The organism is Hamadaea sp. NPDC050747 (genome assembly GCF_040654195.1).
GTDB lineage: Bacteria > Actinomycetota > Actinomycetes > Mycobacteriales > Micromonosporaceae > Hamadaea.
In genome coordinates, this window is record NZ_JBFAHM010000003.1 from 1 (window position 1) to 14,582 (window position 14,582).

13 protein-coding genes are annotated in these 14,582 nt (G+C 70.6%); 5 read left to right on the top strand and 8 right to left on the bottom strand.

Going from position 1 to position 14,582, the window contains the following annotated elements; translation table 11 throughout:
- Nucleotides 1-123 precede the first annotated feature (123 nt).
- The gene (locus AB0H43_RS06420) at nucleotides 124-1,125 is read right to left on the bottom strand and encodes a LacI family DNA-binding transcriptional regulator (protein ID WP_359997459.1); all 1,002 of its coding nucleotides are present in this window, start codon (nucleotides 1,123-1,125) and stop codon (nucleotides 124-126) included.
- A gap of 138 nt (nucleotides 1,126-1,263) precedes the next feature.
- Nucleotides 1,264-2,055 carry a maleylpyruvate isomerase family mycothiol-dependent enzyme gene (locus tag AB0H43_RS06425; protein WP_359997462.1) on the bottom strand — a complete coding sequence of 264 codons (792 nt, stop codon included), beginning with the start codon at nucleotides 2,053-2,055 and terminating at the stop codon, nucleotides 1,264-1,266.
- Nucleotides 2,056-2,103: 48 nt separating this feature from the next.
- Between AB0H43_RS06425 and AB0H43_RS06430 the strand changes: the two genes are divergently transcribed.
- The 3 genes from AB0H43_RS06430 to AB0H43_RS06440 all read left to right on the top strand — a co-directional run bounded on the left by AB0H43_RS06430 (nucleotide 2,104) and on the right by AB0H43_RS06440 (nucleotide 6,710).
- Nucleotides 2,104-3,207, top strand: a complete 1,104-nt coding sequence (locus AB0H43_RS06430; protein ID WP_359997465.1) for a UDP-N-acetylmuramate dehydrogenase — start codon at nucleotides 2,104-2,106, stop codon at nucleotides 3,205-3,207.
- A gap of 110 nt (nucleotides 3,208-3,317) precedes the next feature.
- A complete protein-coding gene (locus AB0H43_RS06435; RefSeq protein ID WP_359997468.1) occupies nucleotides 3,318-4,949 on the top strand; it encodes a GEVED domain-containing protein in 1,632 nt (543 codons plus the stop codon).
- 135 nt (nucleotides 4,950-5,084) lie between these two features.
- Complete coding sequence (locus AB0H43_RS06440) at nucleotides 5,085-6,710, top strand: GEVED domain-containing protein (RefSeq protein ID WP_359997471.1); 1,626 nt, start codon at nucleotides 5,085-5,087, stop codon at nucleotides 6,708-6,710.
- A gap of 149 nt (nucleotides 6,711-6,859) precedes the next feature.
- Here AB0H43_RS06440 and AB0H43_RS06445 read toward each other — a convergent pair whose 3' ends face one another.
- Both AB0H43_RS06445 and AB0H43_RS06450 read right to left on the bottom strand, forming a co-directional pair.
- Nucleotides 6,860-7,627 (bottom strand): class I SAM-dependent methyltransferase, encoded by a 768-nt coding sequence (locus AB0H43_RS06445; protein WP_359997474.1) that lies wholly within the window; start codon nucleotides 7,625-7,627, stop codon nucleotides 6,860-6,862.
- A complete protein-coding gene (locus AB0H43_RS06450; protein WP_359997477.1) occupies nucleotides 7,624-8,385 on the bottom strand; it encodes an SDR family NAD(P)-dependent oxidoreductase in 762 nt (253 codons plus the stop codon). The genes AB0H43_RS06445 and AB0H43_RS06450 overlap by 4 nt, the downstream gene beginning before the upstream one ends.
- Before the next feature lie 144 nt (nucleotides 8,386-8,529).
- Between AB0H43_RS06450 and mshA the strand changes: the two genes are divergently transcribed.
- Both mshA and AB0H43_RS06460 read left to right on the top strand, forming a co-directional pair.
- A complete protein-coding gene (gene mshA / locus AB0H43_RS06455; protein ID WP_359997480.1) occupies nucleotides 8,530-9,855 on the top strand; it encodes a D-inositol-3-phosphate glycosyltransferase in 1,326 nt (441 codons plus the stop codon).
- Nucleotides 9,849-10,334, top strand: coding sequence for a YbjN domain-containing protein (locus AB0H43_RS06460; RefSeq protein ID WP_359997483.1), 486 nt, complete (start codon nucleotides 9,849-9,851; stop codon nucleotides 10,332-10,334). The genes mshA and AB0H43_RS06460 overlap by 7 nt, the downstream gene beginning before the upstream one ends.
- Here AB0H43_RS06460 and AB0H43_RS06465 read toward each other — a convergent pair.
- The 4 genes from AB0H43_RS06465 to AB0H43_RS06480 form a co-directional block, all read right to left on the bottom strand.
- Nucleotides 10,319-11,695, bottom strand: a complete 1,377-nt coding sequence (locus tag AB0H43_RS06465) for a hypothetical protein (RefSeq protein ID WP_359997486.1) — start codon at nucleotides 11,693-11,695, stop codon at nucleotides 10,319-10,321. The genes AB0H43_RS06460 and AB0H43_RS06465 overlap by 16 nt on opposite strands.
- 148 nt (nucleotides 11,696-11,843) lie before the next feature.
- Nucleotides 11,844-12,488 (bottom strand): response regulator transcription factor, encoded by a 645-nt coding sequence (locus tag AB0H43_RS06470; protein WP_359997489.1) that lies wholly within the window; start codon nucleotides 12,486-12,488, stop codon nucleotides 11,844-11,846.
- The gene (locus tag AB0H43_RS06475; RefSeq protein ID WP_359997492.1) at nucleotides 12,485-13,612 is read right to left on the bottom strand and encodes a histidine kinase; all 1,128 of its coding nucleotides are present in this window, start codon (nucleotides 13,610-13,612) and stop codon (nucleotides 12,485-12,487) included. The genes AB0H43_RS06470 and AB0H43_RS06475 overlap by 4 nt, the downstream gene beginning before the upstream one ends.
- Nucleotides 13,613-13,615: 3 nt before the next feature.
- Entirely contained in the window at nucleotides 13,616-14,527 is a 912-nt protein-coding gene (locus tag AB0H43_RS06480) for a hypothetical protein (RefSeq protein ID WP_359997495.1), read from the bottom strand.
- Nucleotides 14,528-14,582: the final 55 nt, after the last annotated feature.

The window sequence follows — 14,582 nt, forward strand, 5'->3', positions numbered from 1 at the left end:
TCTCGGTCGAATCATGGACCATGATTCGACCGAGAACCCTGATCCAGCGCTGAGCGCGCGGCAGCGACGGCGGCAGCGCTGCGCGTGCGGCAGCGGCGCGGGGCTGGGGGTGTGGTGGGGGTGTCAGGCGGAGGCGCGTACGACCAGCTCGGTCGGGAGGACCACCGATCCCGGGATCTCCTCACCCGCCACGAGCCGCAGCAGTTGGCGGGCCATCTCCCGGCCCTGCCCGATGATGGGCTGCCGGATGGTCGTGAGTGGCGGTTCGGCGTACCGGGCCTGTTCGACGTCGTCGAAGCCGACCAGCGCGACGTCGTCGGGGACTCGCCGGCCGGCTTCGCGGAGCGCCGTCAACGCGCCGAACGCCATCAGGTCGGAGGCCACGAAGACCGCGTCGAGGTGGGGGTCGTCCGCGAGGAGCTGGCGCATCGCGACCGCACCGGATTCGCGGGTGAAGTCGCCGACGGCCACGATCGAGCGCCGGTCGGAGTCTTGGAGTTCCTGCCGGTAGCCGGCGAGCCGGTCGATGCCCGCGACCATGTCCTGCGGCCCGGCGACGGTGGCGATCCGGGTCCGGCCGCGCTCCAGCAGGTGGCGTACGGCGAGTCGGGCTCCGCCGACGCTGTCGACCTCGACGTACGGGACGACGCTCCGGCCGAGCGGCCGCCCGCCGCAGACCACCGGGATGCCCATCCGGTGCAGCGAGTTGGGCAGTGGGTCGGCGCCGTGCATCGAGGCGATGATGACCCCGTCGACGTGACGGGCCAGCGCGTACCGCTCGATCCGGTCGTGGGCGGACGGGGAGCCGCCGACCATGAGGACGAGCTGCTTGTCGGCCGCCTCCAGTTCCTGGGAGACGCCCCGGATGAAGCCCGGGATGGCCTGGTCTTCGGAGAAGACCCGGAACTCGCTCTCGGGCAGGATCAGTGCGATCGAGTCCGTCCGCTGGGTGACCAGGCTGCGTGCGGCCTGGTTCGGCACGTAGCCGAGTTCGGCGATGGCCCGCTGGACCGTCTCGCGGATGGCCGGCGTGACGGTGGGGGAGCCGTTGACGACGCGGGACACCGTCGCCCGGGACACGCCCGCGCGCTCGGCCACCTGCTCCAGTGTCGGTCGGCCGGTCATGGGCACCCCCCGCATCGCCGCGTTGATCATGGACTTTTCACCCTCGACACTCTGACCGCACTCCTGGCGGCTCGCGCAAGCGCTCTCCGGCGCCGCACCACAATTGACTCCATGATCAACGGGGTGGGAGGCGGTGGGTCAGCCGACTCGGAGCGCCTCGAGCAGGGACTCGTCGCCGGCGAGTTCCAGCACGTCGAAGCCGACCCGGCCGAACATCGCCAGGAGCAGGTCGGAAGCGGTCCCGGAGGCGGAGACCCGCGGGTGGGGCTCGTCGCTGTCGAGGATGGTGCCGGTGTCGAGGAGGGCGACGCCCGGCCCGCGCAGCCGGAGGAACCACTCCTCCTCCGTGTCGGTGGCGAGCAGGTGCACGACGCCGATCTTGTCGGCCGGACCCTTCCGCCGGCTGCCGCCCGCGGGAAGCCAGGTGTCGAGCACCTCGCTGACTCCGTCGGCGGCCAGCTTGTCCTCGATCGGTTCGGCGCGGGCGATCGCCATCTGCGCGTCCCAGCGGTGCACCGCGGTCTCCAGGGCGAGGCGGCGATCCCAGAACGCGACCTTTTTCGCCTGCGGGGCCCAGTTCCAGGCGGGCATGTCGGGGTCGAGCGCCTCCAGCGTCGTGAGCAGCCGTTCCGCTCGTTCGTCGAAGACCTTGATCGCCTCGGCGGCGGGCGGACGCTGGTCGGCGGGCGTACCGTCGTCGATCGGGGGCAGCTGCGGATCGGTGGTGAGCCCTCGGCTGAGGTGCGACAGGTGCCGCTCGTAGACGTAGGAGAGATGGTGGACCAGATCGAGAATCGTCCATCCCGGGCAGGATGGGACCGCGATGTCCGGATCGGCGTCGAGCGCCTCGGCCGCCGCCGATCGGAAGGCCGTGATCTCCGGCCGCAGTGCGGCCAGCCAGAACTCCTTGCTGCCGTGCGTCCTGCTCATCCGGTCCTCCCGCGTACCGCCGTCCCGTGCACAGCTTAGGGTGAGTGCGTGCCTGAGGTCAGCCCTGATGTGTCGCTCGCCCGTTGGACCACCCTCGGCCTGGGCGGTCCAGCCCGCCGGATGATCGCCGCGAACAGCGTCGATGAGATCGTGCAAAGTGTACGGTCCGCCGGCGACGGTCCCGCACTCGTCCTGGCGGGTGGGAGCAATGTCGTGATCGGCGACGACGGCTTCCCCGGCGTCGTGGTCCTGATCCAGTCGGCGGGCTGGACCGTGACCGCCGCCGACGACAATACCGTTGACCTGGTCGTTCAAGCCGGGCAGAACTGGGACGACTTCGTGGCCTTCACGGTCGCCGAGGGGCTCGCCGGGGTGGAGTGCCTGTCGGGCGTACCGGGGTCGACGGGGGCCACGCCGATCCAGAACGTCGGCGCCTACGGTCAGGACGTGTCCGAGGTGATCACCGCGGTCACCGTCCTCGACCGGCTCGCCGACGAGGTCGTGGAGCTGTCCGCGGCTGAGTGCGACTTCGCGTACCGCGGCAGCCGGTTCAAGCACAACGACCGGTGGGTCGTCCTGTCCGTGGCCATGCGCCTGGCCCGCTCGCCGCTCTCCACGCCCATCCGGTACGCGGAACTGGCGCGACGCCTCGGGGTGGAGCCCGGCGACCACGTGCCTCTGGAGCAGGTCCGCGCCGCCGTGCTCGCCCTGCGCAGGGGCAAGGGCATGGTGCTGGATCCGGAGGATCCCGATACGCGTTCGGTCGGCTCCTTCTTCATGAATCCGGTGCTGTCCGCTTCGGCGTACCAGATGTTTCTGGCGAAAGCCGACGCCCGGCTGTCGCTCGATCCGGCGTCAGCCGGGAGGACGGCGGCTCGGAGCGAGAAGACCAGCCCTGCGCCGGCGACGTGGCCGGAGGCGGACGGCAAGGTCAAGGTCAGCGCGGCCTGGCTGATCGAGAACGCCGGCTTCCGCAAGGGGTACGCGCGTGGCGGCGCGGCGATCTCCGGCAAGCACACGCTGGCCCTGACCAACCGCGGCGGCCGGACCGAGGACCTGCTGGAACTGGCCCGGGAGGTACGCGACGGCGTGCACGCGCGGTTCGGCGTGACGCTGCGGCCGGAGCCCGTGCTGATCAACTGCGAGCTGTAGCAGCCCTGGGCGGGCGATCTTCGTAACAGCAGGTCAGCGCCGTCGTTACGTCCAATATGGGCGTTTTGCTAAAAACGCGGCGATGGGGTGTACCCGTCGCCGCTCTTCTTATGGCGACTGGAGCATCCACTGCGGCGTACGCCGCCCCGGTCGCCGCACCGCGGGCGCTGCCCGCGCCGCCGGCCGCGACCGATGCGTGGGCGACCTGCCCGAACTACGCATACATGGTGACGTTGCCGGCGGGCAGCGGGCGGTCGACCTTCAACCGCTACGACATCAGCACGGCGAGCCTGATCCCGATCAAGCAGTTCGACTTCGTGGTGAACGCGATCGGCTACTCCAAGACGCAGAACCTCGTCTGGGGCGCGCACTCGGTCGACGACGGCCCCGACCGCCTCGTCCGGTTCGGCGAACAGGGGGCGCTCGTCGAGGTGGGCGTACCGGAGGACTCGTCGGGCAACCCGTTGACGGAGTTCGAGGCGCTGGCCGGCACGGTCGACGGCAACACCTACATCGTGCACACGCGTACGCCGGCGAACCACCTCATGACGATCGACGTGAACCCCGGCAGCTCGACCTTCGGGCAGGTGCTGACAGACGTCACCTTGTCGCGGACGTCGCCCGGGCAGAGCTATCTGAACGTCGGTGACTGGGACATCTACGACCAGGACGGCCTCCTGTACGCCGTCGAGCTGGACAGCAACTTCCGCAAGCTCGTCAAGATCGACCCGGCCTCCGGTCAGGTGACCGACGTGGCGACGGTGACCGCCGACCTGCCCAACAGCAGCAACTACGGGGCGGCGTTCGTGGAGGACGGCAGCGGCAACTTCTACGTCGGCGCCAACGACGTGAAGTCCGGCGGCTCGCTGACCGGGCAGAGTCAGACCTTCATGCTGCGTACTGGTCTGACGCCGCCACTGACGACGGCGTACGGGAAGGGCGCGGCGCTGCGCGTCAACGACGGCGCCGACTGTCTGCTCGCGACGGACTTCGGCGACGCGCCCGACACGTACGGCACGCTCGACAACTCCGGCGGTCCCGCCCACGTGCTGTCGTCGTACCTGCACAAGGGGACGAACCTGCGGATCGGCTCGGCCATCGACGCCGACCTCGACGGGTTCAGCGACGCCGACGGGAAGGTCGACGACGACAACGTGCCCGGCCAGAGCGACGAGGACGGCGTACCGGCCGGGACGAAGATCGTCTCGACCAGACCGAAGCTCACCGTGAAGATCACGAACACCACCGGGCTCTCCGCGGTGCTCGCCGGATGGCTCGACAGCAACCGGAACGGCAAGTTCGACGACGCCGAGCGGGCCACGGTCGCGCTCACGGCGTCGGCGACGAGCGCCACGCTCAGCTGGAAGGCGTTCTCGCTCCCGAGCGCGTCGGCCGAGACGTTCCTGCGGCTGCGCCTCTACGAAGCGGGCCGGACCGAGGCCGCGACCGGGCCGAAGCCCGGCGGCTGGGTCGACGGCGGTGAGGTGGAGGACCACGAGGTCACCCTGGTACGCGGTCCGGTCGGAGCGGTGAACGCGGCCGCTGCCGGGACCTCCGGCGGCACCACGACTGGTTCCACCGGTTCGGAGACCGATTCCGCGACCGGCTCCGACGGCGGCGACCTCGCCTCGACCGGTTTCGTCCTGCGGCCCTATCTGCTGCTGGGCGTCGGCATGGTGCTGCTCGGTCTGGTCATCCTGATCGTGGCCCTCATGATCGGCCCGAAGAAGGTCCGCCGCTGATCTTGAGCGCCGTCTTGTGGCGCTGGATCAGGGTTCTCGGTCGAATCTTGCCCCAAGATTCGACCGAGAACCCTGATCCAGCGGGAAACCGCGGACGACCAGCATCTCCGGCATGATCGACTCGTTGGGTTTTTCGTGCTGTTTATCCGAATCGGGAAGCTTGTCGGAATAGCCGCGATCGGTTCGGCGGCGGCGGGACTCGCGCCCACCGCCGCCTTCGCCGCGCTGACACCGCCCGCGCCGCCGACCACGCCCTTCACCGAATGCCCCAACCTCGGATACCAGGTCCAGTCGCAGGACGGGAAGACCTCCACCTACGGCTACTTCGACCTGAACACCTCGACCTTCGTGCCGATCAGGAAGTTCGACACGGCGGTCAACGGCACCGGGTACTCCCGGGCGCAAGGCGTGTTCTGGGGCATGCTCACGAACTACGACAACAACCACCTGGCCCGCTGGGATCGCGCCGGCAACCTGGTGGACGTCGGGCCGTTGGACGGCGTACCGGCCGGTCAGGTGATCCGGACGAACGTGGGCACCGTCGACGACCAGGACCATCTGCTGATCCAGACCCGGGATCCGGCCGCCGACAAGCCCGGTCTCGACGGGCCGACCAACGCGCTGATCAAAGTCGACATCGACCCCGACAGCCCGACCTTCGGCGAGATCCTCGGCAACGTTCCGCTCAGCCGGGCCACCACCGGCATGGACTTCCTGCGCATCGGCGACTGGGACTACAACCCGGCCGACGGCATGCTCTACTCGCTGGAGATGGTCGGCGACACCAAACGGGAACTGGTCAAGATCGACCCGTCGACCGGGCAGGTCACCGACGTCAAGGACCTCACCGCCCAGCTGCCCGACTCGCAGAACTACGGCGCGGTCTACGTCGAGGACGTCAGCGGCACCGTCTACGTCTCGGCCAACGACGTCGACGACAAGCTCGCCCACGGCCAGCCCGGTGCGATGAGCCGCACCTTCGCGATCTACGCGCCCTACTCGGACCCGCACATCATCGCGTACACCCCGGGTGCGCCGCTGCTCATCAACGACGGCGCGGACTGCCTCGTGGCGACGGACTTCGGCGACGCGCCGGACAGCTACAAGACGCTCAACCCGCACGGCGGACCGGGGCACATCTTCACCGAGGTCGAGCACCCCGGGCAGCACCTGCGGATCGGCAAGCTGATCGACCCCGACCTCGACGGCATCCCGACCGCAAAAGCGGACGGCGACGACAAGAACCTCCCCGTCAACGACGAGGACGGCGTCACGCCCGGCACCACGATCTACGCCAACGCGCCGGCGCTGAGCGTACCGATCACGAACACGACGGGGGAGAAGGCGACCCTGGCCGGGTGGCTCGACCTCGACGGGTCCGGCACGTTCGAGGACGCCGAGCGGGCCATGGTCACCGTCGAACCGGGACAGAGCAGCGCCGAGCTGACCTGGCACCCGCTGGAGAACGGCCGGACCGAGAGCCTGACGCAGACCTACCTGCGGCTGCGGCTCTACCCCGGCGAGGTCGCCGACCCCAAGCCGACCGGAGCCCGGTTCATCCAGGGCGGCGAGATCGAAGACCACAAGATCGTCTTCGGGCTGCCCGATACGGGCAACGACCTGCGGCCGATCCTCGGACTCGGGCTCGGACTGCTCGCCGCCGGACTGGTCATCACCGGCGTCACCGGGACCGGCCGGCGTCGGCCGACTCCGGCGGGACCGACCAACCGGCGGCCGAGTCCCCGCCCCGCCCGCACCTGACCCCGCCCGCACCTGACCCCGCCCGCACCTGGCGTTCGCGCTGGATCAGGGTTCTCTGTCGAATCTTGGGGCAAGATTCGACCGAGAACCCTGATCCAGCCCCAAAGCGGGGCGCGCCAGAGCGGCACGCGCTGAAGGGGGCGCGATGATCACGACGGCCAGGGGATGGTGAGTTCGCCGAGCCGCCACCGCCGCGGCCCGTCCAACACCGGATGCCCGCCGTCCGCGTACGCCCGAACCGTCGCCAGCCAGCGTTGACGCGGCCCGAAGACGCCCATGGGAGCGGCCCGTTCCCACGAGACGGTCAGCGCTTCGAGTACCGAGTGAATCGGTGCGCCCGGCACGTTGTGGTGGATGAGCGCTTTGGGCAGCCGTTCGGCGAAGACCGCCGGGCTTTCCAAGGTGGACAGTTTGGCGGCCAGTGTGAGGCTTTCGGGTGCGGTGGAACCCGCGGCCAGCAGCGCCCAGGTCGCGATCCGGCCCAGTTCGTCGCACGTGCCCTCGACGAGCCAGCCGTCCGGGGCCAGCCGTTCACACATCGTCTCCCACGCCAAACGAACTGCCGACTCGTCGTACTGCCGCAACACGTTGAATGCGCGTACCACTTGGGGACGCAGTCCGGCCAGCTCGAACCCGCCCCGGCGGAACTCCAGCCGTGGCGGGTCCGCCGCCGGCTGCGCCGCGGCTACGCGTACCGGATCGATCTCGAGACCGACCACGTGCGGCCGGAAGGAGGCCAGCCGGTCGGCCAGCTCCACGGCGGTGATGGGGGTGGCCCCGTAGCCGAGGTCGACCACGAGCGGCGAGTCCACCGAGGCGAGCGTGGCGGCCAGCCGCCACGCGATCCAGCGGTCGACGCGGCGCAACCGGTTGGGGTTGGTCGTGCCGCGGGTGATCTCGCCGAGCGGCCGCCTCAAAGCTTGCGGGCCACCTTGTGCTGGGCGGCCTGCGCGAGCGGGCGTACGACGAGCCGGTCGACGTTGACGTGGTGCGGCCGGGTCGCGCACCAGGCGATGCAGTCGGCGATGTCGTCGGCGACCAGCGGCTCGGCCACGCCCGAGTAGACCGCCGCCGCCTTGCCGGAGTCGCCACCGAAGCGGTTGACGGCGAATTCGTCGGTCTTCACCATGCCCGGCTCGATCTCGATCACCCGGACCGGCTCGCCGTTCAGTTCGAGCCGCAGCGTCCCGGTGAGCGCGTGCTGGGCGTGCTTGGCCGCGGTGTACCCGCCGCCGCCCTCGTAGACGATGTGCCCGGCGGTCGACACGACGTTCACGATCGTGCCCGCGCCCGAGTCGATCAGCGCCGGAAGCAGCGCTCGCGTGACGCGGAGGGTGCCGAGGACGTTGACGTCGAACATCCACTGCCAGTCCTCGACCGAGCCGGCCGCGACCGGGTCCGCGCCGTGCGCACCCCCGGCGTTGTTCACGACCAGCGTCAACGGCTCCTCGAGCGTGGCCACCTGCGCGGCCAGGTCGGCGACCGAGGTGTCCGAGGTCACATCGCAGGTCGCCGGAGTGATCCGGCCCTGGGCGACAGCGGCGAGCGCAGCGAGCCGGTCACTGCGACGAGCTGCGGCGACGACGTGGAAACCCTCTTCGGCCAGCCGCCGCGCCGTCGCGGCGCCGATGCCGCTGGAAGCGCCGGTGACCACCGCGATGCCTCTGGACTGCATGACACGATCATGCCCGGTTCATCTCGGTGCCCGGCCGCCGGGAGGGGCCAGTCCGCTCGCCGGGACGCCACAAGCGACGTGATGTGGATCACGTCTGACGGATGTGTCGGGATTATGAACAACCGCCGCGCTGTTGGAGGCACCGTGAGCTCTCGGACCCCACGCCGCATCGCGACCCTGTCGGTGCACACGTCCCCCCTGCACCAGCCCGGAACCGGCGACGCGGGCGGCATGAACGTCTACATCGTCGAAGTCTCCAAGCGCCTGGCCGAAGCGGGCGTCGAGGTCGAGATCTTCACGCGGACGACCTCCAGCGATCTGCCGCGTACCGTCGAGGTCGCGCCGGGCGTACAGGTGCGGCACGTGAACGCCGGCCCGTTCGAAGGGCTCGCGAAGGAAGACCTCCCGGCTCAGCTCTGTGCGTTCACGCACGGGGTGCTGCGCGCCGAAGCGTCCCGGCCGCCGGGCCACTACGACCTGCTCCACTCGCACTACTGGCTTTCCGGCCAGGTCGGCTGGCTCGCCAAGCAGCGGTGGGGCGTACCGCTCGTGCATACCGCGCACACCCTGGCCAAGGTGAAGAACCTGCAGCTGGCGGCGGGCGACCGGGCCGAGCCGAAGTCTCGGGTCATCGGCGAGGAACAGGTCGTCGCCGAGAGCGACCGCCTCGTCGCGAACACCCCGACCGAGGCTCGCGAACTCATCGACCTCTATCACGCTCCCCTCGACCGGGTCAGCGTCGTCGAACCCGGGGTCGACCTCGATCGGTTCCGGCCGCTGCCCCGGGTCGCCGCCTCGGCCGGCAAGCTCGCCGCCCGCCGGCGCCTCGGCCTGCCCGAACGCGGCCGGATCGTCACGTTCGTCGGCCGCATCCAGCCGCTCAAAGCCCCCGATGTGCTCATCCAGGCCCTCGCTGAACTGTGCGCCCGGGATCGCGACCTGGCCGCCGACACCACGCTCGTCATCGTCGGCGGTCCCAGCGGCAGCGGCCTCGACCGCCCGACCGCGCTCATCGAACTCGCCGCGTCGCTCGGGCTCCGCGACCGCGTGCGGTTCCTGCCCCCGCAATCCGGCGACGACCTGGTCGCGGTCTACCGCGCGGCCGACGTGGTCGCGGTCCCCTCTCACAACGAGTCGTTCGGCCTGGTCGCGCTCGAAGCACAAGCGACTGGTACGCCGGTGGTCGCAGCCGCCGTCGGCGGCCTCGTCACGGCGGTACGCGACGAGGTGAGCGGTGTTCTCGTCGACGGCCACGTGCCGGGCGACTGGGCTCGGGTCTTCGATCGGCTGCTCCGGGCGCCGCATCGGCTGACCGAGTTGGCCCAGGGCGCGGTCGAGCACGCCCGTGCGTTCTCCTGGGCTCGCACGGCGTCCGGGCTCCTGGACGTCTACCGTGAGGCCATGGAGGAGAACCGGGCGCGCCTGCTGCTCCGCGACCACGCGGACCTGGCCGGCGCCGCGACGTGGTAGAGCTCGGCGCCCTGCTCGACGAGCTGGGCGTCGCGTACGAGGTGTCCCCGCAGGGCAGCCTGGTCGTCGTGCTGCCCGGTACGCACAAGCTGAAGACGACGGTCAACCTCATTCCGGGCGAGCACTCCGTCCGGATCGAGGCGTTCGTCGTCCGCCACCCCGACGAGAACCACGAAGCCGTCTGGGCCTGGCTGCTACGCAGGAACGCCCGGATGTACGGGGTGTCGTTCTCCATCGACGGCAACGGCGACATCTACCTCACCGGCCGTCTGCCGAACCACGCGGTGACCGCCGAAGAACTCGACCGGCTGCTCGGAGCGGTGCTCTCCTACGCCGACGAGTCCTTCGACGCGCTGCTGGAACTCGGGTTCGCCGAGGCGATCCGGCGCGAGTGGGCGTGGCGGATCAGCCGGGGCGAACCGACGGAGAACCTGCGCGCCTTCCAGCACCTCGCCCCCGCAGATCACTTGCAGGAGTAGGTGACCTCGGCGTTCGCGGTCAGCTGCACCGGGGCCAGGATGTTCAGCGTCGCCGTGCCCTTGTGGCTGCCCTTGCCGCTGAACCCCCAGTAGTAGTGCACCTGCACCGAGCCCTCGCCCTTGCGGACGCTCTGGTCGAGGCGGCCGCTGCGATGCCCGTCGCTGTCGACCCACTCGTACGCGAAGGTGCCGGGCTCGCCGTTGGTCACCACGGTCCCGATCACGTCCGCCTGCGTGTTGCACGTCGTGACGGCCGCCTTCTGCACGGTGACCCCGGTGATCTGGGTGGCGCTGAACAGCCCCAGCGGATTGGGAACCCCGAGCTCCGGCATGAACCGCAGCAGGAGCACGTAGACGACGCCCAGGACGAGCAGGAGCGACAGCAGACTGCCGAGCACCCCGGTGACCCGCTTGAACAGGCTCTTCTTCGGCGGCCGGTACGCCGTCGGCGGCGGCGTCCAACTGGGCGTCGCGGGCGTGGCCACCGGCCCCTGGCCGAACCGCAGTACGCCGTCCGCGCTGCGCTCGACGGGAGCCGGCTGCTGCACCGGTGGTTCGGTCGTCCGCCGAGCCATCTGGGTGGCCAGGTGCTCCTGCGCCACCGGCTGAGCCGGACCCTGTTGCGGAACCGCCTGCTGCGGAATAACCGGCTGGGGTTGCTGGGGCGTGGCCTGCACGGCGGCCTCGGTGGCCGCGCCCGGGAGCAGCGTCGTCGACTCCGGCGGCGGGATGTCCCCCGGCACTGTGAGTGGAGCGGGCTGCTGGGGGAGAGCGGCGAGCGCGCTGCGGTCGCCGAAGCCCGGTAGCGACGCCGCGTGCGCCGCGAGGACGCGCAGCCCGGTTTCCAGACCGGCGGCGGCCGCGGCCGCCACGACCTGCAACGTCTGGTCGCCTCCGCCGATCCGGCGGGCCAGCTCCGCCCACGCGGCGGCATCCTCGGCCGCGGTCGGCTGCCGTCCGGCGGTGGCGGCGGCCACGCCGACCTCGCTCAACAGCGCCACTCCGGCCGGGCTCACCACGACGGTGCTCGCGTCGACTGCGCCGTGCGCGAGGCCCGCCTGATGCAGCCGCATCAGGGTCTGGCCGGTGTCGGAGAGCACGGTGGCGGCCGTTCCAGGGGTCAACCGGGACGCCAGGTCGGCGATCGACGGGCCGATGGGAGCGCCCGAGATCAGCCAGGCGCGCCCGCCGTGGCCGACGAGGTCGGCGATCGGCACGACGCCGGGGAGGGCGAGCCGGCGTACCGCGTTGACGGCCGCGACGACCCGCGTCAGCTGCTCCCGGTCCTGCTGCGGCAGGGCGAGCGCACCCACCTTCCGACCGTCCGCAGTGGACGTTTCCTGCCACGTGCCGATGCTCACGGCCCGCCCCCTGTCTGACTGCGCTCCCGGCGGCTTGCCAGAAGCCTTCCCGGCCGACTGAATCGGCGTCAGGGTACAACCGGCCGGATGGGGCGCACACTGGCCGAAGGTATGGGCCACTGTCCGGAGGCCGACGCTCGGCCGCCGGTCACGCCGGATCGACGAGGCCCGCCTGGGTCGCCATCACGGCCAGTTGTACGCGGTTCGCGCTGCGCGTCTTCGTCATCAAGTTGGCGACGTGCGTCTTCACCGTCGTCACCCCGAGATGCAGGCGCTCGGCGATCTCCGGGTTCGACAGGCCCGCGCCGACGAGGGCCAGTACTTCGCGTTCCCGGTCGGTCACGTTGGTCAACACCGGCCGTGGTGGCTCAGCCGGCCGCAAAGCCTTGGCCACCAGGCGTCGCAGCACCTCCGGACTGAACGGGCTCTCCCCGGCCGCCGCTCGGCGTACGCCGTCGAGCAGTTCGCCGGGCGACGCGTCCTTCACCAGGAATCCGCAGGCGCCGGCGGCCAACGCCGGATACAGGTGATCGTCGTCGTCGAACGTCGTCAGCACGAGGACTCGCGTACTGGGGCGGTCGGCGAGGATCCGAGCCGTCGCGGTCGTCCCGTCGACGCCGGGCATCCGGAGATCCATCACGATCACGTCCGGGCGGAGCTGCTGCGCCAGCCGGATCGCCGGACCGCCGTCGGCCGCTTCGCCGACCACCTCCATCTCGGGATCGGACTCGCACAGCATGCGCAGCCCTGCGCGTACCAATTGTTGATCATCGACCAGGAGCACGCGGATCATGACGCCGCCCGCATGGCCGGGACCAGCGCGGACAAGCGCCAACCGGGCGTGGCCGGGGCCGCGAGCAGCCCGCCGCCCAGGAGTTCGACGCGCTCGCGGAGGCCGACCAGCCCGTGCCCGCCGTCGCCGGACGGTGCCGCGCCGCCGCCGAAGTCGCGCAGCTCGAAGGCGACCTGCTCGCCCCGGACGTGGATGGACAGCTCGGCGCGGGCCGAGGTCCCGGCGTGCTTGGCCACGTTCGCGAGTCCTTCCTGAGTCAGCCGGAGCACCGCGAGCGCGGTACGCGAGTCCAGCTCGGTCACGGTGGGATCGATCGCAGCCTCGACGGTGAGGCCGAGGCCCCGGCTGCGATCGACCGCCGACTCCAGGGCCAGGACCAGCCCGGCGGGTTCCACGAGATAGTCCGCCGGTTGCACGTCCCGGAGGACGGCGACGAGCCGCCGCAGATCCGTCAGCGCCGACGACCCCGTCGTACGCACATCGTCGAGCACCTTGCGGACCCGCGGGTCCTCGATCGGCAGCACGTCGGCCGCGACCGAGACCCGCAGCACGATCGACGCGACGTGATGCGCCACGATGTCGTGCAGTTCGCGGGCGATCGTCGCGCGTTCCTCGGCCCGGACGCGGGACACCACCTGAGCCGCCCGGTCCGACGCCTGCCGGGCCAGTTCCCGCGCCATCCGCAGCTGTACGCCGATGAGCAGCGGCACGATCAGGATCGCGGAGGCGAAGAACACCGTGATCGGCTCCCGCCAGGCGTCGTCGAGATCAGAGACGACGCTGCCCACCAGCCCGGCCGCGAGCCCGATCCACATCGGACGGCCGGACCGTCGCATCCCCAGCTCGAACATCGCCCAAGCGAGCCCCACGGTCGGCACGACGTCGTTGTCCGCCCCGAAGAACCAGCCGGCGCCGATCCCCGCCGCGAGCCCGGTCACCGACCAGAACGGTGACCAGACCGCGACGAAGCCGTAGAGCAGCGTGCCGACCGACAAAACCCAGTCCACTGTGTTCAGTGGTGCGCCGTCCGGCCGGATCGCGAGGTAGCCGACTCCGGCCAGGCACACGATGCTCAGGCGGCCGAAGGTGTGGCGCTCGGCGAACAGCCACTCCACCCAAGGCATTCTTCAGATCCTATCGAGCGACGGCAGCGCGACTCTCCGGCCGATCGTCAGGAGGCCGATCGCGGTCGCGGCGACGAGTACTCCGGCAGCCGCCAGGGTCAACCCGTCCGGCTGGGTCAGCGGCTGCCCGCGCAACGCCTGCCAAGTCACCAAGGCGAGCAGGCCGGCGTATGCGCCGCCGGCAATCTTGATCACCTGCGGCCGCCCGGGGAAGAGCATCGCCAGCAGGATCATGGCCTGCAGGCCGTGCACCCCCACGAAATGCCCCACGCGCAGGTCACCGCCCGTCGTGCTCCACCCGGTGATCGGGAGTCCCGCTCCACCATCTGGTACGCCGACCGCATGCGCCCCGAGCATGGGCTGATCCTCGATCTCGTCCAGCCGGCGCTGTTCCGACGTCGGCACGACCATCAAGGCGGCCTGCCCCATCCCGGCGAGCAGCAACCACAGCCCGACCTTGGCGGCGACGTCCGTCGTCCGATCCTTGACCCGGCCGCGCCACACGACGATCGCGACTACCGCCGTCCCGACGCCGAACAGCGCCGCCATCGCCCCCATCGCGCTCCAGATCGCGTTGTCCAAAGCCGTCTCGACATGGAAATGACTCGCCCGGCCCCGGGCCGCCTGCCAGACGATGAGCGCCACCTCGAGATACGACCCGACGACGATCAGCCCTACCCCGACCTTCTTCATCCACGTCGGCCGGACGAAACTCAACAGCCACGCCAGCGTGATGGCGTACACGGCGAACGAGACGCCGAACTTGAACGGCTTGAGCCACGTCGGCTGGCCCAGCACCACCCGGTCGTCTGCGGCGAGGCCGACCACGGCCACGACTGCCAGCACGGTCATCGCCACCGCCATCACGGTGAGCCAACTGCTACCCCGGTACGCGTTCCTCAGTGCATTCCTCATGCACCTGACGGTCCCGGGTTCGGCTCCATCGTTCTTCCTGCTGCCAGCCGCACCG

Excerpts from the sequence above, each read along its gene's own strand:
- AB0H43_RS06480 (WP_359997495.1), bottom strand. The coding sequence starts at position 14,527 with ATGAGGAATGCACTGAGGAACGCGTACCGGGGTAGCAGTTGGCTCACC.
- AB0H43_RS06470 (WP_359997489.1), bottom strand. The coding sequence starts at position 12,488 with ATGATCCGCGTGCTCCTGGTCGATGATCAACAATTGGTACGCGCAGGG.
- AB0H43_RS06450 (WP_359997477.1), bottom strand. The coding sequence starts at position 8,385 with ATGCAGTCCAGAGGCATCGCGGTGGTCACCGGCGCTTCCAGCGGCATC.
- AB0H43_RS06435 (WP_359997468.1), top strand. The coding sequence starts at position 3,318 with ATGGCGACTGGAGCATCCACTGCGGCGTACGCCGCCCCGGTCGCCGCA.
- AB0H43_RS06475 (WP_359997492.1), bottom strand. The coding sequence starts at position 13,612 with ATGCCTTGGGTGGAGTGGCTGTTCGCCGAGCGCCACACCTTCGGCCGC.
- AB0H43_RS06425 (WP_359997462.1), bottom strand. The coding sequence starts at position 2,055 with ATGAGCAGGACGCACGGCAGCAAGGAGTTCTGGCTGGCCGCACTGCGG.
- AB0H43_RS06420 (WP_359997459.1), bottom strand. The coding sequence starts at position 1,125 with ATGACCGGCCGACCGACACTGGAGCAGGTGGCCGAGCGCGCGGGCGTG.